Origin of the sequence: Butyricicoccus sp. AM05-1 (assembly GCF_003474415.1) — a bacterium.
GTDB lineage: Bacteria > Bacillota > Clostridia > Oscillospirales > Butyricicoccaceae > Agathobaculum > Agathobaculum butyriciproducens.
In genome coordinates this window covers 23,818-47,399 of record NZ_QUDG01000003.1, presented here as the reverse complement: position 1 = coordinate 47,399, position 23,582 = coordinate 23,818, and the positions used below count along the sequence as shown (strand labels likewise).

The 23,582-nt window shown below is 51.0% G+C and carries 24 protein-coding genes and 4 pseudogenes; 26 read left to right on the top strand and 2 right to left on the bottom strand.

The features are described from left to right. The first annotated feature begins 446 nt into the window (after window positions 1-446). From DW088_RS06155 to mobQ (DW088_RS06085), 17 genes and pseudogenes are all read left to right on the top strand, one after another. Window positions 447-800, top strand: coding sequence for a phage antirepressor KilAC domain-containing protein (locus DW088_RS06155; RefSeq protein WP_243029819.1), 354 nt, complete (start codon window positions 447-449; stop codon window positions 798-800). Next, window positions 797-964 (top strand): hypothetical protein, encoded by a 168-nt coding sequence (locus tag DW088_RS16040; RefSeq protein ID WP_199720417.1) that lies wholly within the window; start codon window positions 797-799, stop codon window positions 962-964. The genes DW088_RS06155 and DW088_RS16040 overlap by 4 nt, the downstream gene beginning before the upstream one ends. A gap of 105 nt (window positions 965-1,069) precedes the next feature. Beyond that, window positions 1,070-1,618, top strand: a complete 549-nt coding sequence (locus DW088_RS06150) for a hypothetical protein (protein ID WP_442861174.1) — start codon at window positions 1,070-1,072, stop codon at window positions 1,616-1,618. Continuing rightward, a complete protein-coding gene (locus DW088_RS06145; protein WP_118360141.1) occupies window positions 1,615-2,460 on the top strand; it encodes an ATP-binding protein in 846 nt (281 codons plus the stop codon). Before DW088_RS06150 ends, DW088_RS06145 begins: the two co-directional genes overlap by 4 nt. Further along, window positions 2,457-2,603 carry a hypothetical protein gene (locus tag DW088_RS15845; RefSeq protein ID WP_158574624.1) on the top strand — a complete coding sequence of 49 codons (147 nt, stop codon included), beginning with the start codon at window positions 2,457-2,459 and terminating at the stop codon, window positions 2,601-2,603. Before DW088_RS06145 ends, DW088_RS15845 begins: the two co-directional genes overlap by 4 nt. Window positions 2,604-2,619: 16 nt before the next feature. Continuing rightward, window positions 2,620-3,462: a ParB/RepB/Spo0J family partition protein gene (locus DW088_RS06140; RefSeq protein ID WP_442861175.1), complete on the top strand. Its 843-nt coding sequence runs from the start codon at window positions 2,620-2,622 to the stop codon at window positions 3,460-3,462. A gap of 13 nt (window positions 3,463-3,475) precedes the next feature. Further along, window positions 3,476-3,718, top strand: coding sequence for a hypothetical protein (locus DW088_RS06135; protein ID WP_243029817.1), 243 nt, complete (start codon window positions 3,476-3,478; stop codon window positions 3,716-3,718). 10 nt (window positions 3,719-3,728) lie between these two features. Beyond that, a complete protein-coding gene (locus DW088_RS06130; RefSeq protein ID WP_118360139.1) occupies window positions 3,729-4,364 on the top strand; it encodes a DUF3846 domain-containing protein in 636 nt (211 codons plus the stop codon). An 18-nt stretch (window positions 4,365-4,382) separates the two neighbouring features. Then, a pseudogene (locus DW088_RS06125) lies at window positions 4,383-4,865 on the top strand (PcfB family protein). Next, window positions 4,862-5,158, top strand: a pseudogene (locus DW088_RS06120) (VirD4-like conjugal transfer protein, CD1115 family); the annotation flags it as partial. The pseudogenes DW088_RS06125 and DW088_RS06120, both read left to right, overlap by 4 nt. Before the next feature lie 32 nt (window positions 5,159-5,190). Beyond that, the gene (locus DW088_RS06115; RefSeq protein ID WP_118360137.1) at window positions 5,191-7,065 is read left to right on the top strand and encodes a recombinase family protein; all 1,875 of its coding nucleotides are present in this window, start codon (window positions 5,191-5,193) and stop codon (window positions 7,063-7,065) included. Between the two features lie 79 nt (window positions 7,066-7,144). Continuing rightward, on the top strand, window positions 7,145-7,336 hold the full coding sequence (locus tag DW088_RS06110; protein ID WP_015553283.1) for a transposon-encoded TnpW family protein: 192 nt from the start codon (window positions 7,145-7,147) through the stop codon (window positions 7,334-7,336). Between the two features lie 134 nt (window positions 7,337-7,470). Next, window positions 7,471-7,785 (top strand): hypothetical protein, encoded by a 315-nt coding sequence (locus tag DW088_RS06105; protein ID WP_118360136.1) that lies wholly within the window; start codon window positions 7,471-7,473, stop codon window positions 7,783-7,785. A gap of 84 nt (window positions 7,786-7,869) precedes the next feature. After that, window positions 7,870-8,430: an RNA polymerase sigma factor gene (locus DW088_RS06100; protein WP_118360135.1), complete on the top strand. Its 561-nt coding sequence runs from the start codon at window positions 7,870-7,872 to the stop codon at window positions 8,428-8,430. After that, window positions 8,427-9,275 carry a hypothetical protein gene (locus tag DW088_RS06095; protein ID WP_007887193.1) on the top strand — a complete coding sequence of 283 codons (849 nt, stop codon included), beginning with the start codon at window positions 8,427-8,429 and terminating at the stop codon, window positions 9,273-9,275. Before DW088_RS06100 ends, DW088_RS06095 begins: the two co-directional genes overlap by 4 nt. A gap of 152 nt (window positions 9,276-9,427) precedes the next feature. After that, on the top strand, window positions 9,428-9,733 hold the full coding sequence (locus DW088_RS06090; RefSeq protein ID WP_118360134.1) for a DUF3847 domain-containing protein: 306 nt from the start codon (window positions 9,428-9,430) through the stop codon (window positions 9,731-9,733). Window positions 9,734-9,967: 234 nt separating this feature from the next. Continuing rightward, window positions 9,968-11,479 (top strand): MobQ family relaxase, encoded by a 1,512-nt coding sequence (mobQ, locus tag DW088_RS06085; RefSeq protein ID WP_118360133.1) that lies wholly within the window; start codon window positions 9,968-9,970, stop codon window positions 11,477-11,479. Window positions 11,480-11,540: 61 nt separating this feature from the next. Here mobQ (DW088_RS06085) and catA read toward each other — a convergent pair whose 3' ends face one another. After that, a complete protein-coding gene (catA, locus tag DW088_RS06080; RefSeq protein ID WP_118360132.1) occupies window positions 11,541-12,164 on the bottom strand; it encodes a type A chloramphenicol O-acetyltransferase in 624 nt (207 codons plus the stop codon). A gap of 86 nt (window positions 12,165-12,250) precedes the next feature. On the opposite strand from catA, the gene DW088_RS06075 reads away from it, so the two are divergent. From DW088_RS06075 to DW088_RS06065, 3 genes and pseudogenes are all read left to right on the top strand, one after another. Beyond that, on the top strand, window positions 12,251-14,152 hold the full coding sequence (locus DW088_RS06075) for an AAA family ATPase (protein ID WP_118360131.1): 1,902 nt from the start codon (window positions 12,251-12,253) through the stop codon (window positions 14,150-14,152). A gap of 77 nt (window positions 14,153-14,229) precedes the next feature. After that, window positions 14,230-14,475, top strand: a pseudogene (locus DW088_RS16620) (VirD4-like conjugal transfer protein, CD1115 family); the annotation flags it as partial. Between the two features lie 48 nt (window positions 14,476-14,523). After that, window positions 14,524-16,884 (top strand): recombinase family protein, encoded by a 2,361-nt coding sequence (locus DW088_RS06065; protein ID WP_021631982.1) that lies wholly within the window; start codon window positions 14,524-14,526, stop codon window positions 16,882-16,884. 51 nt (window positions 16,885-16,935) lie between these two features. On the opposite strand, the gene DW088_RS06060 is transcribed toward DW088_RS06065, so the two are convergent. Further along, window positions 16,936-17,901, bottom strand: coding sequence for a hypothetical protein (locus DW088_RS06060; RefSeq protein ID WP_021631983.1), 966 nt, complete (start codon window positions 17,899-17,901; stop codon window positions 16,936-16,938). A gap of 414 nt (window positions 17,902-18,315) precedes the next feature. On the opposite strand from DW088_RS06060, the gene tet reads away from it, so the two are divergent. The 6 genes and pseudogenes from tet to DW088_RS06030 all read left to right on the top strand — a co-directional run. Continuing rightward, complete coding sequence (gene tet, locus DW088_RS06055) at window positions 18,316-20,253, top strand: TetM/TetW/TetO/TetS family tetracycline resistance ribosomal protection protein (protein WP_035300359.1); 1,938 nt, start codon at window positions 18,316-18,318, stop codon at window positions 20,251-20,253. A 300-nt stretch (window positions 20,254-20,553) separates the two neighbouring features. Next, window positions 20,554-20,847: a DUF3847 domain-containing protein gene (locus DW088_RS15840; protein ID WP_021631985.1), complete on the top strand. Its 294-nt coding sequence runs from the start codon at window positions 20,554-20,556 to the stop codon at window positions 20,845-20,847. After that, window positions 20,848-22,314 (top strand): MobQ family relaxase, encoded by a 1,467-nt coding sequence (gene mobQ, locus DW088_RS06045; protein WP_021631986.1) that lies wholly within the window; start codon window positions 20,848-20,850, stop codon window positions 22,312-22,314. Beyond that, entirely contained in the window at window positions 22,311-22,730 is a 420-nt protein-coding gene (locus tag DW088_RS06040) for a cysteine-rich VLP domain-containing protein (RefSeq protein ID WP_021631987.1), read from the top strand. The genes mobQ (DW088_RS06045) and DW088_RS06040 overlap by 4 nt, the downstream gene beginning before the upstream one ends. Window positions 22,731-22,814: 84 nt before the next feature. After that, entirely contained in the window at window positions 22,815-23,081 is a 267-nt protein-coding gene (locus DW088_RS16220) for a transposon-encoded TnpW family protein (RefSeq protein WP_035300361.1), read from the top strand. A gap of 35 nt (window positions 23,082-23,116) precedes the next feature. After that, window positions 23,117-23,554 (top strand): annotated as a pseudogene (locus DW088_RS06030) (type IV secretory system conjugative DNA transfer family protein); the annotation flags it as partial. Window positions 23,555-23,582: the final 28 nt, after the last annotated feature.

Here is a 23,582-nt window from a genome sequence, read left to right as displayed (position 1 = left end):
AGCTCAAAAACTCGCGCAGTACGGCCTCAAGGCTGCACGTCGCGCACCGCAGTTCTCCAAGCGCTAATCTACAGCTTAATAATGCTAAAAAGCCTGGAAATACACCATTTTCTGGGCTTTTTCTATACCCAAAATTCTGTTTGGACTGTTCGATTTTGATGGAATTTGAACGGAAATTTATGGGTTTATAGTGGCCAAATTACTGGTGGACAATAGGAGCAAATGAAGTCCAATTTTGCCGTCAACAGACGAACACATACTTGACTGATTTACATAGAGCCTTGGCTCATTCTTTGAAAACGAGAATGGGTCGAGGCTCTATTTTTTTCGCCAGAAATCCGGCGAGACAAATTTGAGCAGGAGGTAACAGGTATGACGGATTTCAATCAAAAGACCCATGACACCGATGTGGGCAGTCATGGCGGACAGTCAAGGCAGATGATGAGGTGTTTGAGAACCAGGAGTTTGGTTCGATCCGCGTGTTGCAGGAGGCGGCGCAGCCCAAGGCAGACTACTTCGATACCTTTGTAAATTCGGAGGATTGCACCTGCATCCGGAATTTCTGTAAGGAAATCGGAATTCCGGAGAAGACGGCGGTGGCTCTCTTGCTGGATCATCGCTATCTGTACCGCAGTCCAAGTGGCTGGCTGATGCCTTTTGCAGACAAATCTGCAAGGGGTTATTTTATTGTTCGGGATTGCTACGGCAGAAGCGGAAAGCTGGTGCAGCAGACGAGAGTGACCTGCAAGGGAAAGAATCATTTCTTCAAGTTGTTTAAGAAATGGGGTGTGATCGAATGACGCTTTTTACAGAGGGACGCCTTCAGGCGTTTGAACGCATGATGCAGGATACCGGCAAATACCATCGCCGGGAGGACAGCGAAGATCGTCCGCGCAAATGTCCGAAGAAAAAAGCGGAGCCTGCGAAAAAGGATAGTGAGCACCATGCCGGTATTCAGGGTTGAGAAGAACAGCAATTACACAACGATGTGCAATTACCACCTGCGGGATCAGGGTCTCAGCCTGAAAGGAAAAGGACTTCTCACGATGCTGCTCAGTTTGCCGGACACATGGAACTATTCGTACGGGGATTATCTTCGATTACGCCGGACGGCGTAGATGGAGTGCTTACGGCTCTGAAAGAGCTGGAGCGTCTTGGGTATCTGGAAAGGAACCAGCAGCGTGAGAGCAACGGTCGGATGGGCAGAGCAGAGTATGTGATTTATGAGATGCCGAGGAAAAGGCCGTGTTCGGAATCACCGTGTACGGAAAAGCCGTATACGGTAAATCCGGATACGGACACACCGGTTACGGAAAATCCCGCGCAATTAAGTACTAATAGAACAAGTACTGAAACAATCAATAAAAGAGAAAGAAAGGAAATCCAGCACCGGTATGGCTCATATGAAAATGTCCTTCTCTCTGACACAGAATACGGAAAGCTCCGGCAGGAGTTTCCAGGTGATTATCTGATGCGGGTGGAACGGCTCTCTGAGTATATGGCCTCCACCGGCAGAAGCTACAAAAATCACCTTGCCACAATCCGGAGCTGGGCAAAGAGAGAAAAGCCGAAGTATAACCCGGCAGACTACACATTTGAGGAAGGAGACAGCCTATGAGCGACATGGTGCCTGAAGTTTTGAATGCGGCGTTGGATTCGCTCTTTACGCCGAAAGAACCCGGAGAGCAGGAATACCAGGGCGAAGATGGTCTGCTGTATTATCGGAGCTGCCACACGCCGGTGCAGTGCAGGGTAAAGCTCTGGGGCAGGGACAAGATGGTTCCCTGCCTTTGCAGATGCCAGCAGGAAGCGATGGCGGAGAAGAAACGCCGGGATGAGCTGGTGGAGCGGCAGCGTAAAATCAGGCAGCTGAAAGCAACGGGGATTCAGGAAAAGCATCTTCTGGAATGGAATTTTGCTGTTGCAGAAGATAATAAGGATATCCAGATGGCAAAACGCTATGTGGAGCAGTGGAAAAAGGTCAAGGCTGAAAACCTTGGCCTTTTGTTATGGGGAGATGTCGGAACCGGAAAGTCCTTTGTGGCGGCATGTATTGCCAATGCACTGCTGGATCAGGGTATTCCGTTTTTGATGACGAACTTCTCCAAAATCCTGAACCAGATGAGTGCCATGTATTCGGAAGAGCGATACCGGTATATCGCTTCGTTTTCCAACTATTCTTTGTTGATTCTGGATGATCTTGGGATTGAGCGCAGCACCGAATATGCGTTGGAGCAGGTTTATGCTGTCATTGATGAGCGGTACAAGTCCGGGCTTCCGGTCATTATCACAATCAATCTGAAGATTGCAGAAATCTGCAATCCGCAGGATGTGGCATACGCCCGGATCTATAGCAGGATTCTGGAAATGTGTACGCCGGTGCGAATCAGCGGAGAGGACCGCAGAAAGAGCATTGGAAAAGAAAAACAGCAGGTCGTTAAGGAGGCACTTGATCTATGAAGTGCAAGGCAAAAAAGGCGTTTTTCGCAGGCAAGAATGACATCTATCACCGCTGGAAGGAGGTTAAGAAGCTGAATGGCAAAAGCAAAAACCAGTATTACAACAGAAAACCGCAGTGGCTCAGCTGCCGACGCTGCGGCTAAGGAGCAGCGGACGGAGATGCCGCTTTCTGACTTGCATTCCTTTGAAGGGCATCACTTTAAGGTGCTGGACGATGAGCTGATGGAACAGACCGTGGAGAGCATCAAGCAGATCGGTGTGGTATCACCGCTGATTGTCCGACCTGACCCGGAAGGCGGATACGAAATCCTTTCGGGACACCGCAGACTTCATGCGGCGCAGCTGGCAGGTTTGGAGACAGTGCCGGTCATCGTTAAGGAAATGGACGATGATGCGGCAATCATTTTCATGGTGGACAGCAACTTGCAGCGGGAAAATATCCTTCCCAGTGAGAGAGCTTTTTCCTACAAGATGAAGTTGGAGGCAATGAAACATCAGGGTGAAAGGGTAGATTTACAGCCTGAGACAACTTCTCGCCAATTTGGCGAGAAGTTACAAACATCGGTGGCAGTAATGTCCGAGGAGATGGGAGAAAGTCAAAGGCAGATTCAACGGTTTATCCGCCTTATCAATCTGATTCCTGAAATTCTGGATATGGTGGATGAGAAGAAGATCGCCTTCAATCCGGCGGTAGAGTTGTCTTACCTGAAAGCGTCCGAACAAAAAGAATTTCTGGAGGCTATGGACTATGCACAGGCATCTCCATCCCTATCGCAGGCGCAGCGGCTGAAAAAGCTCTCGCAGGAGGGCGGCTGCAACTTGGATGCCATGTGTGAAGTGATGAATGAAATCAAAAAGGATGAGCTTGACCATGTGACGATTAAAAACGAGGTTCTTTGGAAGTATTTCCCGAAATCCTATACGCCGAAGCAAATGCAGGACACGATTATCCGGCTGCTGGAAAAGTGGCAGCGAAGTAAACAACGAGATATGGAACGATAAGAAGGAGATTTTTATGATGATGAACTTTAAGAAGAATCAGAACAACGCGGTGTGCAGCATGGACTGTAAGAACTGCCCCAACGGTGCAGCGCAGCCGAATCCGATGGATGATCCCATGTTTGAGAAGTCCATTGCGATGCTTCATAACTGGGTGATGCTGGAGGCAATCCGTGAAGATCACCCGAAGGAGAGCATTGTGATGGTGATCCTGCCGGGGGCTGGCGGCGAGCTGGTTCCGGCACTGCGCCTGATCTAAGGAGGAGCCTATGAAGAAATTCGATGTGGAGATTACGGAAACTCTCCAGAGAAAGGTTTCTGTGGAAGCTGCCTCACAGGAAGACGCGGAACGCATGGTGACGCAGGCATGGAACAATCAGGACTATGTTCTGGATTCCGGCGATTTCACCGGCGTGGACTTCAAGACCGTGGGAGAACATGAACTGTCGGAGAACAGAACAATGGATGTGCTGCTGGTGCAGCCCAACGCCTACCCGAAGAAAATCAGTGTTGGCACGGAGCTGGAAGATTTGCAGGCTATGGTTGGCGGCGATATTGAAGTGACCTATCCTTTCGAGGATGAAGTGGCCATCATTTTGAATGAATCCGGCAAAATCAACGGCCTGCCGCTGAACCGTGCGATTTACACCGAAGACGGGGATATGCAGGACATTTATGCCGGTGATTTTCTGGTGGTTGGGCTGACAGAAGATGACTTTGGTTCTCTAACCTCGGAGCAGATGCAGAAATTTGAGGAGCAGTTCCATCAGCCCCAGATGTTCGTCCGTATGGGGCGCAGTATCATGGCAATTCCGGTTCCGGATGACATGGTGAAGAAGATGGAGGAAAAGGCTGCAAAGCCTATAGAAAAGAGCAAGCCGGCACCGGACCAGGACAGTTTGTAAGGAAGGAGGCGGAGATTCATGCAGGAAGAAGTTGAAAATCGTACCGTCAATCTGGCAATCAGTACCACGAAACTGACCTTTCGCACCATCGTGAATGGCTATAATGCGTGGAAACGACACCATCAGGCGAAGGTGGCTCAGAAAACAGCGCAGCTGCCGATTGGAAAGCAGAGCATCAAAGAACGGATCGGTCAGAATCAGGGAGTCAGCAGTATTCCCATTGAGAAAACGGATTTGAAAGGCTTTGAACAGGTGGCGCGGAAATACGGTGTGGATTATGCCATTACGAAAGACCAAAATGTGATTCCTCCCCAATACACGGTGTTTTTTTAGGCGAAGGATGCGGATGCACTGACTTCCGCTTTTGAGAAATTCACCAACCACAAGCTGAAAGCAAAGGAAAAACCGAGTGCTCTGGAGCAGCTGAACAAGCTCAAAGAACTGGTTGCTGCAATTCTGCCGGATAAGGTTCGCCACAAAAGTCAGGAGCGTGATCTATGAGTAATAAGACAAAAAAGCTGCCGATCCTGAACCTGCCGTACTTCATTGCCGGTCTTGTATGTACCAATCTGGGAGAAGCGTGGAGAATTGCCGAGGGCGCAGACATGTCTGAAAAGCTCCTCGGCTTTCTTTCTGCCCTGGGTGCAGCCTTTTCCAATCCGATGCCAAGTCTGCATCCGATGGATTTGCTGATTGGCGTGTGCTGCGGAACAGGTCTGCGGCTTGCCGTGTACCTGAAAGGCAAAAATGCCAAGAAATATCGCCATGGCATGGAGTACGGCTCTGTCCGGTGGAGTGCATAATTTTAAGTGTAAATGACACATACATGGACGCACAGGAGGTTATGCACATGACTGATTATAGCAAAATTACAGCCCTTTACTCTCGCCTTTCCGTGGGCGACGAGGACAGGGACGGCGGCGAGAGCAACAGCATACAGAGCCAAAAAATATTTTTGGAGAACTATGCCAGAGGGCAGCACCTAACCAATATCCGGCACTACATCGACGATGACGAAAGCGGCAGGTTTTTTGACCGTTCTGCCTACTCCCGCATGATGGACGATGTGGAAACCGGGAAAATCGGTGTCTGCATTATGAAAGACCTTACCCGCTGGGGGCGTGACTATCTCCAAGTCGGCAACGCGATGGAGATATTCAGACGGAACAATGTGCGTTTTATCGCGGTCAACAACGGGATAGACAGCGAGAAGCCCGACACATTGGAGTTTGCGCCCTTTATCAATATCATGTCGGAGTGGTACGCAAAGGACATCAGCAAGAAAGTGAAAACGGGCATTAAGACCAAAGGCATGAGCGGAAAGCCGATTGTCACCGAAGCCCCTTACGGCTATGTCAAAGACCCGGACAACAAGGATTTTTGGATAATCGACGAGGAAGCCGCCGAGGTTGTCCGCTTGATTTTCCGTCTGTTTATCGGTGGGAAGAACAGCAATCAAATCGCCGTATATCTGACACAGGAGCAAATCCCACCCCCCACTTTCTACATGAAAGACCGGGGGCGGGGAACTTGTAAAAATAAGACGCTGGGCGAGGATAACCGTTACAAGTGGAACAAAGCCACCTTGACCAATATCCTCACACGGCAGGAGTATTGCGGCGATGTAGTCAACTTCAAGACCACAAAGCATTTCCGGGATAAACATAACCACTATGTAGACCGGAGCCAGTGGCACATCACAGAAAATGTGCATGAGCCGATTATCAGCCGCAGCGATTTTGAAACCGTACAGCGGATTTTGGAAAACGCACCCGTCAAACGCCCCAACGGGGACGGGGAAATCCACCCTTTGTCGGGCTTACTTTTCTGTAAGGACTGCGGCGCAAAAATGCACATCCGAATAGATTACAGATACGGCAGCAAGCGGCACGTTGCCTATTGCAGCGAGTACCACAAGGGGAAAGCCAAGAACCCCAAATGCCATTCCCCGCACATCATGGATGCGGACTTGCTCATGCAGACCATCGCGGAAGTGCTGAAGAAAATCGAGGACTATTCTATCAGCAACCGGGTGGAGTTTGAAGCCTTAGTGAAAAAGAACCTTGCCATGCAGCAGACCGACCAGACTAAGAAACAGCAGAAGCGTATTCCGCAAATCACGACGCGCCTTGAACAGATTGACAAGGTGCTGAATAAGCTCTACGAGGACAACGCCCTCGGCACGATCCCGCAAGACCGTTATGAGCAGATGTCGCAAAAGTATTCGGAAGAATACTATGCGCTGAAAGCGGAGCTTGCCACGCTCCAAGAGCAGCTATCCGCTTATGAGAACGCGGGAGGACGGGCGCAGAAGTTTTTGAAGCTGACGGAACGCCATGCCGCCTTTACCGACCTGACCCCCACCATTCTCAACGAGTTTATCAGCCGGATTGAAGTGCATGAGCGCGACCAGAAAAGGGCGAGATACGCAATCCAGCACATCAGCATATATTTCAATTATATCGGCAAGTTTGAGAATGAAGTGACACAGCTTGCAGAGCCGACCGAGCAGGAAATCCGGCAAATGCGGGAGGAAATCGAAGAAGCCAAAAAGGAAAAGAGCCGTGCCTACCACCGGCAGTATTCAAGGGAGTACCGGGCGCGAAACCTTGAAAAGCAGCGGGAGTATGACCGCATGAAAGCGCGGGAATACCGGGCAAGAAGAAAGGCACAGGCAGCCGCCGCACAGCCCACACAGTAAAACAGAATAACCGTCAACCAAGAGGGATTTTCCGAACTACGGGAAATCCCTCTTTTGCGCCCGGAGAAAGGAGCCGCCTATGGCAGAACAGACCCCCGACAGTATCATCACGACCCAGAGGAACGGGCAGACCATTGTTGCGGAGTTATTTTTCAATCACAGCAGCACAGAAACATTCCGCGACAAGCTGCTCAAACTGGCACTTGCCGACAGCTCGCGTTTATTCGCGTCTGACGGTCAAGAGCCGGAAAAAACAGAAATCTTGCGATAACAGCCGCCCCGACGAACCATTTCCCTGTCTGAGCGGTTTCTATTTGAAAATCCTCATTTTCCCCAAGTCAAGAGCCGGGAAAAACACCCGAAAAATGCCCCTATTGCGTAACAGGGGCGCAGAAAGGAGAGTTTATGAGAACAGGGCTTACGAAGCAGGAAAAGACCACCGATATATGGTTTGACGAGAAAGACCCGCTGATCTATATCCGCACCCACAACACCGACTTAAAGAAGCGGCTTGCCGCCTACGCCGGACAGCACCCCGACCAGTGCCGCCAGACTGACGCAGACCCAGACACGGGCTGCATGGAGTTTGAAATCCGCAAGGGGCGGTTCTCTTTTCGTCTGACCGCCCCATACAGTGAGGAACGGAGGAACGCCGCCAGCAAAGCGGCAAAGAAACATTCCGGCAACTTGACACACCCTATTCAAAAAGATGTGCTATAATTTTTTTGAAAAAGTTTCGGATTAGATGTAGTATTTGCCGCTGAAACCGTAGTACATAGGTGAAGCCCGAAAGGAGGCGGTGAGATGATAGACGACGAAAAAATCATAGAAATGTTTTTTGGACGTTCAGAACAAGGCATACGAGAGCTGGATATAAAATACGGAAAGGTCTGCCACAATCTTTCCTACCATATCGTAGGGAGCAGGCAAGACACGGAGGAATGTGTAAACGATGCTTATTTGGGCGCATGGAACGCCATCCCCCCGGCACGACCTAACCCGCTGGTGTCTTATCTTTTGAAAATCGTTCGGAACATTTCGCTCAAAATCTATTGGAGAAAGGAAGCAGCCAAACGAAGCAGCCATTACACGATTGCTTTAGAGGAAATTGAAGCCTGTATAGCAGCCCCAAACACAGTAGAAGCAGAAATTGAAGCCAGAGAATTAGCCCGTATCATTGAAAGCTTTTTGGACACGCTGACTACCGAAAACCGCGTTATTTTCATGCGCCGCTATTGGTTTTCTGACAGCTACAAGGACATAGCCGAGTTTGTAGGGCTTTCAGAGAAAAACATCTCTGTCCGGCTGACCCGTATCCGCAAAAAAATGAAACAATACTTGATTGAAAGAGAGGTATTCATATGAACGCAAAGAAGTTTTCCGACGCTATGAGCGAACTTGATACAAAATATGTCGATGAAGCTCTCAACTACAAGAAGAAAGCCAAAAAGCCCATTTGGGTAAAGTGGGGGGCTATTGCAGCTTGCTTGTGCTTGATGATACCATTGACCGCATTTGCCGTTGATATAATTCAATATAATGCAGCGGTTGATTATCTCAATTCTCTCGGCATTGCTGTTGAAGATTTGAGCGACTATTCTCATAAAGAAATAAAAGAAGCTGCAAAAACGATTGACGCAGGAGAAAGTAACCCGTTGACTGAAGAAATCCTTAGTCTAATACCAGAAAACAAAGAACCGCTCGATACACCGACGCAGGTAACATCTGAGCAAATTAAAGAACTAACACCGACCATGACAAGAGAAGATGTTCTTTCTCTTTTAGGTGACACACAAGATGTTGGCTCAGGCATTTATATATATCTTTACGAAGTAGACCAACAATACCTGCTGCGTATTCCTTTTGCAAGCGATGAAGCACAATTAGGTGTAACAGGAGAAGATTTGCTAAAGGCATTGGTTCCCATTTCTGGAGATATTGCTCCTATGGTCTATGTAAATGATACGCTTTATCAAATCGTTGACTCTCAACCCAACTTCGCAGATGAAAAAAGTTCTTTCAATTTGTTAGGAAAAATCGAAAACACAGTTAGTTCTTCGGAAGAACCAAAAGAAAATTTCCAAGCAAATGATGATATTGTAGGGGCTGCGGTTTATCAGTACGGCGATAACATTGTCGTTGAGTTTGAGGGAAAATACTGGTTATATGAACACTATCATAACACAGACTTTGACGGAAACTCAGACTGATATGCCCCACGCCCAAACAAGCCATACTTCTGATGAAAAAGTATCCGAACAAAACCTTCTTGCAAAGTAAATAAGTTTTCTATTTTACAAGGGCAGCCGAGAAAATCGACTGTCCTTTTTCTATGCTTATGAGCAGAAAGGAGCGCCCAACCATGACAAAGCCAAGAGAGAAAACCCGCGAAGAACTGCAAGCCGAGATTGAGGACGGAAAGAAGAAAATCCGGCAGCTTGAAAACCGGGAAAAGATGTTGCGTCAGAAGTTATCCAAAGAGGAACGCAGAACGCGCAGCCACCGCCTTATCGTCCGGGGCGCGATCTTTGAGAGCATTGTGCCGGAAGCAAAGAACATGACCGACGAGGAAGCCACAGCACTTCTTAAACTTGCATTGACGAGTGAGCTGGTACGGGAATATCTGAAAAAACGAGCCGAGAACGGGAACGCTGAACAAATCCCTTAGACACTAAGGGCGCACTTATACACCTTAACGGGCGTGTGCGCTCTGCCGAGGGCTTTATCTTAAACATAGGGATTTTACCCCGCGCTACGATTGGCGGCTTTGCCGCAGACAGGGGACGCTACACTTCCCCTGCGACAGCTTACGCTGTCTACCCTTTTGTGTACTTGCGGAAACCGAACACCTTGCTACGCAAGCTATTCATTTTCCACAAGTTTTATATCCGCTATACTGGAGGTGATACCCATAGCTATTTACCATTGTAACATCGGCATAGTCAGCCGGGGCAAAGGCAAATCAGCAGTTGCCGCAGCCGCCTACCGAAGCGGCGAAAAGCTGACAAACGAATGGGACGGAATGACCCATGACTACACCCGCAAAGGCGGTGTTGTCCATACAGAGATCATGCTGCCGCCCCACGCGCCACCCTCATTCTCTGACCGTTCAACCTTGTGGAACAGCGTGGAGCTTTACGAGAAAGCCGGGAACGCCCAGCTTGCGCGTGAGATTGACGCAGCGCTCCCCATAGAATTATCCAGAGAGGAACAGATCCGGCTTGTCCGGGAATACTGTTCCTCTCAATTTGTTTCCAGAGGAATGTGCGTTGATTATGCCATTCACGACACCGACAAAGGCAATCCCCATTGTCATATCATGCTGACCATGCGACCACTTGACGAGCGCGGCGCATGGGCGGCGAAGTCCCCAAAGGAATATGACCTTGACGAAAACGGCGAGCGTATCCGCTTGCCAAGCGGCAGATACAAGACGCACAAAATTGACCTTACAGGCTGGAACGACAAGGACAACACCCTCTTGTGGCGCAAGGCATGGGCTGACTATACCAACGACTTTTTGGAGAGGAACGGAAGCCCGGAGCGTATCGACCACCGCAGCAACGCCGAGCGCGGCATAGACGAGCTGCCCACCGTCCACATGGGCGTGGCGGCTTGCCAGATGGAGAAGAAAGGTATCGCCACCGAGAAAGGCGAACTGAACCGCAGTATTCAAAAGGCAAACCGCCTTATCCGGGAAATCCGGGCGCAGATTGGGAAGCTCAAAGAGTGGATTGCCGACCTGTTCAAAGCGCGGGAAACCGCCCCAGAACAGCCGCCGCAATCTCCCAACCTTGCAAATCTGTTGATGAAGTATTTGAGCGTTCAGAGAGAAAAAAGCCGGAAGTATTCGCAGAGTTGGCAGCGGCAGCACGCAGCCGACGAACTGAAAACCGTAGCGGCAGCGGTCAACTATCTTTTCGAGCATGGTATCTCTAATCTTGACGAGCTGGACGCTTCTCTTTCCTCTGTCAGTGATAAAGCCTATTCAATCCGGGAGGGAATGAAAACCGCCGAGCAGCGCATGAAGAAGCTGCAAAAGCTAATTGAATACGGGAAGAACTACACAGAGTACAAGCCCATTCATGCCGAACTGAAAAAGCTGAAAAACGGCTGGACGAACAAACGGGATAAGTATGAGGAAGCCCACCGCGCTGAGCTGACCATATGGAACGCAGCAAGTCGCTATCTCCATGCAAATCTGACAGATACAAAGACGCTGCCTATCTCCAAATGGAAACAGGAATACGCCGACCTCAAAGAGCAGAGAGATACCGACTACACCAAACTGAAAGCTACCCGCGCCGAGGTTGCCGAGCTTCAGAAGATACGCAAGTGCGTTGATATTGCACTGAAAGCCGAGCAGCCGGAGCAGACACAGAATCGCACCAAGCGGCACGAACAGGAGCGATAAAGGAAGGGACGGGCAAGCGGTTTTGCCTGTCCGTCCTTTGTACTCCCCGATAAACCGGAAGTTAACTATTTATCAATTCTTGCAGTTCATTTACAAAACGGCAAATATGAAATCCATCACATACTGCATGATGAACTTGAATTGCTAAAGGAAGTATAATTTTCTCATCTTCTTTGTAATATTTCCCCATGGTAAAAATGGGGATTAAATAATCATACCCTTTCTGCAAATTCAAATTAAAACTCTCAAATGTTGACCACGGTATCATAGATACTGTAAAAACATTTTCCGGAACATCTGGTTTTCCTATCATTCCGTGATTGCTTCCATACCGCTGCATATCGTTTTCATAAGCCGCAACAAATGTTTCAAAATCCGGCATATATGCAGTCCAAATGTCGGAAAATGTTTCCGTATCCTTGTGAAATGTAGTATAACTTGGTATCATTTCATCATATATGCCTAATTCGCCCGACTGATTGATTGCTGTTCTAAATTCAGAATGGCGGTTCACAATCGTTGTAATGTAATAAAGCATTGCTGGATATAATTTCATTTGTTTTTTCTTTATTTGTGTAATATCCACTTTAACAGTCATGCTGTATGTGCAAGGTATATTCGTAAAGTAGTGTTCAAAATACTCTTTCCGCTTCCAACTGTTTCTATCAATTTTTTCAAATACCATTTTAGTACCCTCACAAATTTCAATTACTGATTTTATTATACTTAAAAACTATGAACAATTCAACCACAGAAAGCGAGGTATCAACCATGTATTACACCCAAGAACAGATAGACCGCGCCAACCAAGCCGACCTTGTTTCTTTCCTGCAATCACAGGGCGAGCAGCTTACCCGCGCCGGACAGGAATACCGCTGGAAGCGGCACGACAGCTTGACCGTCCGGGGAAACAAATGGTATCGCCACAGCCAGAGCAAAGGCGGCGCACCCATTGATTTTGTCATGGAGTTTTTCGGCAAGAGCTTCACCGAAGCCGTTGAACTTCTCACAGGCGAAAAAGGAGCCGCCCCGCCGCCGGACAGACCAAGCCCCGCGTCCCTATCCGACTTCCGGCTACCGCCCCCAAACAGCGACAATAGAATAGCAAGGAACTACCTCACAGCAGCCCGCCGCATTGATGAAGATGTGACGGGCTTTTTCTTTGCCCGCGGCGATATTTACGAGGACACAGCCCACCACAACGCCGTATTTGTTGGGCGGGACGAGGACGGAATACCGCGCTACGCCCACAGCAAAGGAACGGCGGGAAACTTCCGGCTTGATGTGAAAGGCAGCGACAAAGCCTTTAATTTCTGCTACCGGGGCGAGGGCGAAAGATTGTTTGTCTTTGAAGCCCCGATTGACCTGTTATCTTTCCTCTGCCTGTTCAAAAAGGGCTGGCAGAAGCAAAGCTATTTGTCACTGGGCGGTGTGGGAGAAAAAGCCCTCTTACGCTTTCTCTCTGACCGTCCAGACATTCAGACGGTTTACCTCTGCCTTGACAACGACAACGCCGGAAACGACGCTTGCAGCCGCCTTGCGGAGCTTGTGCCGGAGGGCTTGACCGTCCACCGCCTTGTGCCGCTCTACAAGGACTGGAACGAGGTATTGCAGCACCGGGCAGAAATCGCGGACGGGAAGTATTTGCGTGAAGCGGTCTACGGCTTGAAAGAGCCAACCCAGGAGGAAACCGTTGAGATTATCCGCATGAGCGAGGTTGATACACAGACCGTTGAATGGCTATGGGAGCCGTATATCCCCTTTGGGAAAGTAACCATTGTGCAAGGCAATCCCGGCGAAGGTAAGACCACTTTTGCCCTACGCCTTGCCGCCGCCTGCACCACCGGGGGAACGCTGCCGGGAATGAAATCCTTGCCGCCATTCCAAGTGATTTACCAGACCGCCGAGGACGGGCTGGGCGATACCGTCAAGCCCCGCTTGATGGAAGCAGAAGCCGACCTTGACCGGGTGCTTGTGATTGATGAAGCCAAGCGGGAGCTTACCCTGTCCGATGAGCGCATAGAAAAGGCAATCACGCAGAACGGGGCGCGGCTGATTATCCTTGACCCCATACAGGCGTACATGGGCGAAAAAACCGACATGAACCGGGCAAACGAAGTGCGCCCCATGTTCCGCCGCCTTGCCGATGTTGCCGAGCGTACCGGGTGCGCCGTTATCCTTATCGGACATCTCAACAAAGCTGCTGGAGGGCAGAGCGCATACCGGGGCTTAGGTTCTATCGACTTTAGAGCCGCAGCAAGGAGCGTCCTTTTAATCGGGCGCGTGAAGCGTGAGCCGAATGTGCGCGTTATCATTCACGACAAATCTTCCCTTGCGCCGGAGGGAAAGCCCGTTGCCTTTTGCCTTGACCCGGAAACGGGCTTTTCGTGGATAGGCGAATATGATATAACCGCCGACGAGCTGCTGTCCGGCGCGGGCGGGAACACCGCCACCAAGACCGAACAGGCGGAACGGCTGATACTGGATTTACTGGCAGACGGGAAAGAGCTTGCCAGCGAGGACATTGTAAAAGCCGCAGCCGAAGCCGGAATATCCGAGAGGACGGTACAGAACGCCAAGCGCAACATGGGCGGCATTTTAGGCGCAAGGCGTGTCGGCGGTCAATGGTACAACTTCATCAAGAAGAAGCAACCACCCGAACCCGCAAGCTGAAAGTGCAAAACGCAGACCCTTTGCACTTTGCACTTTCACGATAATTTGCGTCAATAACTCAAAAAAGCACTTGACAAAACGCTTCATGGGGAACGCAGAAAGACATCAAACCGTTTGAAGACCCGGTGTTTGCAAACAATGTGATTCTGACCCGGACGGAGCGGCTGATGATGAGCAATCGTCCGAAGAATCCGGCCAACGCAAGGAATAAGAATGTTCTGATTGTCGGCGGTTCTGGTTCCGGTAAAACTCGCTTTTGGTTGAAGCTAAACCTTCTCCAGATGCACAGCTCCTATGTGGTCACTAACCCGAAAGGGTCACTATAATAAGGATAGAAAGGTCGTGAAAATACAAAACAGGAGGTTACACACATGAGGAAGCAGGAGCAAAAGGGTAAAATCACAGCATTGTACGAAAGGTTATCTCACGACGATGGGCGGTCTGACGAGAGCGTGTCCGTAGAAAATCAAAAGCGCATCCTGGAGGACTACGCCCGAAAAAATGGCTTCACTAATGTCCGCCACTTCACCGATGACGGGGTGCGGGGAACGACCTTCAAGCGGCCCGGCCTGGACGCTATGGTGGACGAGATACGGGCCGGAAATGTGGCTACCGTCATTGTCAAAGACCAGAGCAGAATAGGCCGTGACGTGGTGGAGGTCGGCTTGCTCAAACGCACCTTTGACGAGTACAACGTCCGCTTTATCGCCGCCAATGACAACCTGGACACCGCCAATGGATTTGATATTATGTCCATCTTCCGGGATGTGATAAATGAGTGGTACGTTGCTGACACCAGCCGCAAAATCAAGACCGTTTTCAAGTCCAGAATGGAAAAGGGCCTGCGCTGTTCGGGGGCCGTCCCCTATGGCTATCTCGCCTCAAAAGAAGAAAAGGGCGAGTGGGTGATCGACGAGGAAGCTGCCGCCGTTGTGCGCCGCATCTTTCAGATGGTCATGGACGGTCAGAGCGTCAACGGCATCGCCCGAACGCTGCGGGCCGAGCAAATCCCCATCCCTTCCGAACACTGGAAGCGTATCGGCTGTCCTGTTCGAGCCAACAGCTACCGCGACCCCTACGCATGGTCTGCCACCACCCTGGGTTATATTCTTAAAAGGCCGGAGTACCTGGGGCGCAAGGTGCTGGGCAAGACTGTCTGTGAGAACTACAAGACTAAAAGCACCCGCAGGACAATGCCAGAGGAACAATTTGTATTTGAGGGAGCCGTCCCCGCCATCATTGACGAAGAAACGTGGCACAATGTTCAGCGTTTGCGGGAAACCAAGCGCCGGACACCCAAGCGGAGTAATGCCCCTAACCGTTTAACCGGACTGCTCTACTGTGCCGACTGCGGCGCAAAGCTGACCCACCACAACAGTCTTGTCCAAGGCAAGTACATTGACGATGCTTTCACCTGTTCCAGATACCGGGCACCTATGGAGGATTGCACCATTCACTATGTTGCCACGCAAAAGCTGGAAGCGGCGATCCTCTCCGCCATCCAGCGGATAAGCTGGTATGTCCGCAACAACGAGCAGGAGTTTGTTCAGCGGGTTCGAAAGGCATCCAGTCTGCGCCAGGAGGAAGCAGTCAAGGATTGCCGGAAACAGATTGTCCAGGCGAAGAAGCGCCACGCCGAACTGGACGGACTGGTGAAGAAGCTGTACGAGGCCAACGCCACGGGCAAGCTGCCGGATAAGCATTTCAGCCGTCTCCTTGCCGAGTATGACGAGGAACAGGCCGCGCTGGAAGCCTCCATGACGGAGTGGCAGGGCTTGCTGGACAACTGGAACGCCGACCGGGTGAGAATGACGGAGTTTATCGACCTTGCCAAGCGGTACACCGATTTTTCGGAACTGACTACGCCCATTCTCAATGAGTTTATCGAGAAAATCGTTGTCCATGAGGGCAACGGACGGGGAAAGCAGCGCCGTCAGCGGTTAGATTTCTATTTCAATTTCATTGGCGCGTTTGAGGTTCCCGCCGACATTGTGACCCCGATGGAGCAGGAGGAAGAACGCCGCCAGCAGGAGGAACAGGCAGAGAAAGAGGAACGCTCCCAGGTGCTTGCCCAGGTTCGGTATGAGAGGTACAAGCAGGAGCGCCGGGAGTTTACCGCGAGGAAGCGGGCGGGCCTGTTGACCCCGGAGGAACAGGCGGAGGAAGAACGGCGGTTAGAGCGCAATCGGGCCTATCAGCAGAAGCAACGCGACAAGAAAAAGGCCAGTCAGCCAGAGAAGCCTCGCAAACGCTCACTGAAGGAACTCGCCAAGCTGGATGGAGCCGATCTCACCCCGGAGGAAGCGGAGCGGCTTGCGGCGCACCGCCAGAAGAAAGCCGAGCAGCACAAAGCGTGGCGTGACAGGCAGAAGTCCGCACAGCCCCCGAAGCCCCAACAGCGGACGTTGAAAGAACTTGCCAGATGTGCCGAGGCAGGTTTGCCTCTCACCCTAGAAGAAGCGGAACGGCTGGAAGCCCATCGCAATCGGAAAAAGGCGGCTTTGCAGGATTTGAAAGCCCGCGCCGAAACCGACCCGGTAGCGGCGGCAGAGTTGGCGCAGCAGAGAGCGCAACAGTCAGAAGCGGTAAAGAAGTCCCGTCAGAAAATGTATGCGGACGCTGCCGCCGGAGATCCCGAAGCCCAGGCCCGGTATGAACGTATGCTTGCCGCGAGGCGGGAGAACTACCACAGGAAGAAACAGGCAGAAGCCGAAGCTGCTCAAGTCAGCTAACGTAGATACAGAAAACGCCAGGGACAACGATAGTCCGTGGCGTTTTTGTCATTACTGCCGTTCCAGCAAATCCATATATTTCTGACGTTCGCCCTCCGGGACTTTCAGCGCCGCCATAGCCTGTTCAATGGTCAGCCCCATCGTTTCCATGAGGTTTTTGATAGAGGACAAGATACCTTTAGCAACGCCTTTTTCCTCAACGCCCTTGCTCAAATTACACATGACCGACACCTCCCTTTCCATTGTCTGCGTCATTTGAATGTCGTAATCGTCCTGCAAAATTTTCCGCTTTTCCGCCTCGCTGGTTTCGTTGGAGAGAAGCACATCCAGCATCCGCAATACGCCGTCATAATTTGACCCATCCGGCCCGCCAAGGCACAGCATGATGATGGACAGCAAATCATAATTCCTGATGGGTTCTTTGCCCTCGCCGACCAGATATTCTTCCACCAGCCGATACCGGGTAATGGTGTTCTCTCGATACTGCGGCGGTTTCATGCAAATCCAGATGGAGTAGACCTTCTTGATTTTCTCATAATGGGAGCCAGTGAACTCCCTGCCGTACTGGGAAGAAATCATGCGGCAACAGTAGTATATGCCACGCTTTATCAGCGGATAGCCGGGGTAAAAATCGTTCTGGGCCTCCACGTTGATGATGAGGGCAATTTGTTCCTCGGAGTCGGGAACGATGGCGCGGAAGCGAATGTCATAGGTGACTGTCCCCTCGCGCACCGATTTGTCCTCGGTGTCCATGCCGCTGATGACTGTGCCACCCTCGTCCGGCAGCACCGGGACGGCGGACACCTGGGGTTGGCCCTCAATGTACTTCTCGGCAATATCATTGACATCGCAATCCTTGTATTCTTCCAGGCAGGACTTCATAATCCGCGCCAGGATTGCCTTTTCAGACAGGACACGCTTACAGGCGGCATCATAACCCGCGCTGTCATCTGTGACGTGCAGTCCCTGGGCGATTGTCGTTTTGAGCTCCACCATCCTCACCTTCTTTCGTTTCATTCTACCACAGCTTTGCCAGCGCGTCCACTTCTTTTTTGAAAAGAGTTGCGTATGGCGTATACACGAGAGAGATATGGAGGTGCAGTGACAGAAAAAATTTATCTTAACAGGGTTGCTTTTGGGAATTTGATATGCTATACTATAAAAAACCAAGCAAAGGAGTTTATCAATATGCGGCAAGGTATTCTTAAATAAAATTTGATAATGGGAACAAAGACAAACGTCCTCAAGGAGAGGGCTTGGTTTTTGTACCCAATTTAAGAATACTTTTGCCTTTTCATTTCATATCGTGATAGACAACGGCCAGCCTTGGCCGCAGTTTTCATGTGTGTCCTACCTATCATCCCCAGCGGTAAAAGTATTTGTCGCTGGGGATTTTTGCGCCCTTCTGGGCCTTGTATGGAGGAGAATCATATGAAAATCATCAATATTGGCATTCTTGCTCATGTAGACGCAGGTAAGACGACCTTGACGGAGAGCCTGTTATATACCAGCGGAGCAATCGAGGCGCCCGGCAGTGTGGATCAGGGAACAACGAGAACGGACACCATGTTTTTAGAGCGGCAGCGTGGAATCACCATTCAAACGGCGGTCACTTCCTTTCAGTGGCACGATTGTAAGGTCAACATTGTGGATACTCCTGGGCATATGGATTTCTTAGCGGAGGTCTATCGCTCCCTTGCCATTCTTGACGGAGCGATTTTGGTTGTTTCTGCAAAAGACGGCGTTCAGGCGCAGACCCGTATTCTGTTTCATGCTCTGCAAGTAATGAAAATCCCAACTGTTATCTTTATTAACAAAATCGACCAGGACGGGATTGACCTGCCAGGTGTGTATCAGTCTATCCGAGATAAGCTCTCCGCAAATATGATTATTAAGCAGAACGTGCAGCTTTCCCCGGATATATCCATCATGGAAAACATGGGGCTGGAGAATTGGGATACCGTGATTGCGGACTGTGATGAATTGTTGGAGAAATATATTGCCGGAGAACCAATGGACAAAGAAGAACTTCTGCGGGAGGAAAACAGGAGAATCCAAAGCGTCTCTCTGTTTCCGGTCTATCATGGCAGTGCCAAGGTAAACTTGGGAATCCGACAACTCATTGAAGCGGTCACAGATACATTCCAATCACCCACCGGGCAGAACAGCTCTGAATTGTGCGGAACTGTGTTCAAAGTTGAGTACGCAAACCAGAGCCAACGCCTTGCCTATCTGCGGTTGTATAGCGGTACGCTTCATTTGCGGGATTCCGTAGCCTTGGCAGGGAAAGAAAAACTGAAAATTACGGAAATGCGTATCCCCTCAAAGGGTGAGATTGTCCGAACAGAGATTGCCCATGCGGGCGAGATCGTCATTGTACCCTGCGACAGTTTGCGGCTGAATGATGTGCTGGGAAACAAACTGCTGCTGCCCCGTGAAACGTGGAGCGACAATCCTCTCCCTTTGCTGCGGACAACAATTGCACCAGAGAAACCAGAACAGAGGGAACGCTTGTTAAACGCCTTGACAGAAATTGCGGATACCGACCCGCTTCTGCGCTATGAAGTAGACGCTGTGACCCATGAGATCATTCTCTCCTTTTTGGGCCGGGTACAATTGGAAATTATCTCTGATCTTCTGGTGGAAAAATATCAGCTCAACACAACTGCAAAAGAACCTACCGTCATCTATATGGAGAGGCCATTGAAAGCGGTAAGTCACACCATTCATATCGAAGTGCCGCCCAATCCATTCTGGGCGTCCATCGGGCTGTCCGTCACCCCTCTCCCCCTTGGCACCGGAGTGCAGTATGAGAGCAAAGTTTCCGTTGGATACTTGAATCAGAGTTTTCAAAACGCTGTATTGGATGGTATCCGCTACGGTCTGGAACAAGGCGTGTATGGATGGAAGGTAACGGACTGTAAAATCTGTTTTGAGTATGGGCTTTATTATAGTCCGGTCAGCACTCCCGCAGACTTTCGGTCATTGGCACCTATTGTATTGGAGCAGGTGTTGAAAAAGGCGGGGACGCAGCTATTGGAACCATATCTTTCTTTTACACTCTATGCGCCGCAGGAATATCTCTCCAGAGCTTATCATGACGCACCAAAATATTGCGCGAGTATTGAAACGACCCAGGTTAAAAACAGCGAGGTGATTTTTACTGGCGAAATCCCTGCCCGCTGTGTGCAAGAGTACCGCAATGACCTCACCTTTTATACAAACGGGAGAAGCGTTTGTTTAACAGAATTGAAGGGGTATCAAATCGCCAGCGGCGAACCAGTTTTTCAGCCACGCCGCCCAAACACCCGGATTGATAAGGTGCGCCATATGTTCAACAAAATTCTCCCATCAATGATGGACTTATAAAATCCCTTTGGAACAAAGGGCGCACTTCTATACATGGTCTGCGACCATGTATCGTGCGCTCTGCGAGGCTACGGCCCGGACTTCCGAAAGTCCGGGCCGTTTGCGTCGCTCCGCTCCGTACAAGGGGCTGCGCCCCTTGCGCCGCTTTGCGGCTATCCCTGCGCCCTCGCTGGAAAGGTACATCCGCTCTGCGTCTGCACCTTTCCAGCGAGGCTAAAACCGAATACCGTTACCCTTGACCGTTTACCCGACACAGCAGGTAGACGGTCTTTTGTTTTGCCAAGAAGGAGGTCAAACACGATGGACAAGTCACGCGAAGAATTAGAGAAAGAGTATGCTGAGGCCACCGCTAAGTTGGAGCAGTACCAGCACAGAGGCCAGCGGTATGAGAACCGCATCCGCTACTACACCCAAGGCGAAAGGAAGAAGCGAAACCACCGACTTATCACCCGTGGCGGAGCGGTGGAGAGTATCGCCCCGGAGGTGCGCGGCATGAGCGAAAGGGCCTTTTTTCTTTTGATGGAAAAGGTCTTTTCCCTGCCGGAAGTTGCCGCCCTGGTGAGCCAAGCCACTGACCAGCAGGAAAGCGGATAATTGGCCCTGTTCCATCTCCACGTTACCCAGGTCAAACGGAGCGCGGGACAGTCTGTTGTCACGTCCGCCGCCTACCGAGCCGGGGAGAAATTGTATAGCGAATACTATGGCGAGGTCAGCGACTACACCCACAAGGGCGGCGTGGTCTGCACAGACATTCTCCTGCCGCCCCAGGCCCCCAACCAGTACCAAGACCGCGCCACCCTCTGGAACGCCGTGGAGAAGGCCGAGCGCGGCAAGAAAGCCCAGCTTGCATATAGCTTTGACATTGCCTTGCAGAACGAGTTTTCATTGGAGGAAAACATCGCTCTTGCAAGGCAATTTGTTTCGGAGCAGCTTGTGGGCCGGGGCATGATTGCCGACTTTGCCATCCACCAGCCGGACAAGGAGGACGGCGGTATTCCTAACCCGCACTTTCATGTTCTCTGCCCCATCCGGCCCATTGAGCCAGACGGCAAATGGGGGTGCAAGCAGCGCCGCCGCTACCGTCTGGACGAGGACGGGAACCGCATTATGGGAGAGGACGGCAAGCCCCTCTTTGACGCTGTTCCCACTACCGACTGGGGAAGCCCGGAAACACTGGAACATTGGCGGGAGGCGTGGGCCGCTATGGTGAACGCCAAGTTTGAGGAAAAGGGGCTGACCTGCCGCATCGACCACCGCTCCTATGAGCGTCAGGGCCTTGACCTGCTGCCCACCGTCCATGAGGGCGTGGCCGTCCGCCAGATGGAGGCCAAGGGCATCCCCACCGACAAGGGCGATCTGAACCGCTGGATAAAAAAGGCCAACAACATTCTGCGGGATATTCGGAAGAAAATCGCCGGCCTGACGGATTGGATTAAGGCCATAAAAGAAGAATTGAGCAAGCCCCAGGCCCCGACCCTTGCCGCCCTGCTGACCGACTACTATGAGGGCCGGAACGCCGGAGCATGGAGCCGCAACGCCAGGATTGGAAATCTTAAAGGTTTTGCCGAGGCCATCAATTTTCTGACCGAGAGGGGCATCGCTACGCTGGAAGATTTAGAGACCCATATCGCCGCCCAGAGTGAACGAACGGAGGCCATCAACACATCCATGAAAGCGAAGCGTGACCGTCTGAACGAATTGAAGGAACTGCTTCGCCTTGTTGACCTCTACCGAGACACCAAGCCCGTCTATGACGAGTTGCAGGGTATCAAGTGGAAGGGCAAGCGGGAAAAATTCGAGAGGGAGCATGAGAACGAGTTGAGGACGTTCCACATGGCCCGCCGGAAGCTGGACAAGCACCGTTCCCCTGCTGGTAAAATCCCCGTTCATGCGTGGGAACAGGAACAGGCGAGGCTTCACCAGGAGTACACAGCCGAGTATGAGCAGTACAAGCCTATCCAAGACGATTTGCGGCGGCTTCAACAGGTGAAGCGGAACGCCGATGCTGCCATACACCAGCAGGAGCAGACCCAGCAGAAACGCCGGGAGGTGGAGCGGTGAACGGCATTCCCCGACTGACCTACCAGCAGTACCGAGCCGTCCGGCGGCTGGTGCATGACTGCTGCAATTATGACGGCGGCAACTGTCTTGCTCTTGATGACGGCTGGGAGCCTTGTGTCTGCGTCCAGAGTATCACCTATTCCCTGGTCTGTAAATGGTTCCGCGCCGCCGTCCTGCCAACAGACAAGGGGTTGTGTGCCGCCTTGCTCCACCGAGGACAGGCGCGGCCCTGTGCCGAGTGCGGGGCGATGTTCGTGCCGCGCTCCAATCGGGGCAAATACTGTGACGAGTGCGCCGCCAATGTGCGCCGGAGAAAGAAAGCTGCCAGCGAACGGGAACGCCGCAGGCGTGGACATTTAGAGGCTGAAAAGCCTTGCAATCAGGGGGCTTGTGGACAGTCCTCAAAGGGGGACTAATACATTCCCCTTCCCCCACTCCAACGTGGGCGGCAAAATGGCGCTCACGTGGATTAACTTTGATGAATGATGAAAGGAGAGCCTATGACCTACGACCCCAGCATGACGATCACCAGCACCATCCCCGCCCCGGAGGGGAGCGACAGCACCAGCAGAGAGGGCAAGGCCATCCCCCTGCCCGTGATGGCGGGCGGCAACGCTTCACCCGCCCCGGACGTACCGCCACCCGATATGGTAAAGACCGTTGGCGGTACGACCTTTGATATTTATTTCCATTTCAGCCAGACCAGCCGGGAAACCTTTACCGACAAGGTACTGCGCCTTATTCAATCCGATGTTGTAACCTCATAAAAATAATTTACTTTTTTCTCTATCCTTATTGACAAAACCCGAAAGGCAGCATCGTGATTGAGTGCAGCAATGCCCTTTTGAAGCATGGCTACAACATCAAGATTTTCAACACGATCAACTTTCAGAAGTCGATGCACTATAACCCCTTCGCCTATATCCATTCAGAAAAAGACATTCTGAAACTGGTGACAACGCTGATTGCCAACACAAAGGGCGATGGAAAAGCCGGTGATGAATTCTGGACGAAAGCAGAGACGCTGTTGTATTGTGCCTTGATCGGTTATATCCACTATGAGGCACCGCTGGAAGAGCAGAACTTTGCAACACTGATCGAATTCCTGAATGCGATGGAAGTGCGCGAGGATGATGAAACCTTTCAGAATCCAGTGGATCTGATGTTTGAAGCCCTGGAAAAGAAAAAGCCGAATCACTTTGCAGTCCGTCAGTATAAAAAATACAAGCTGGCTGCCGGTGATATATGCTCTAAGTGACTTCTTAATC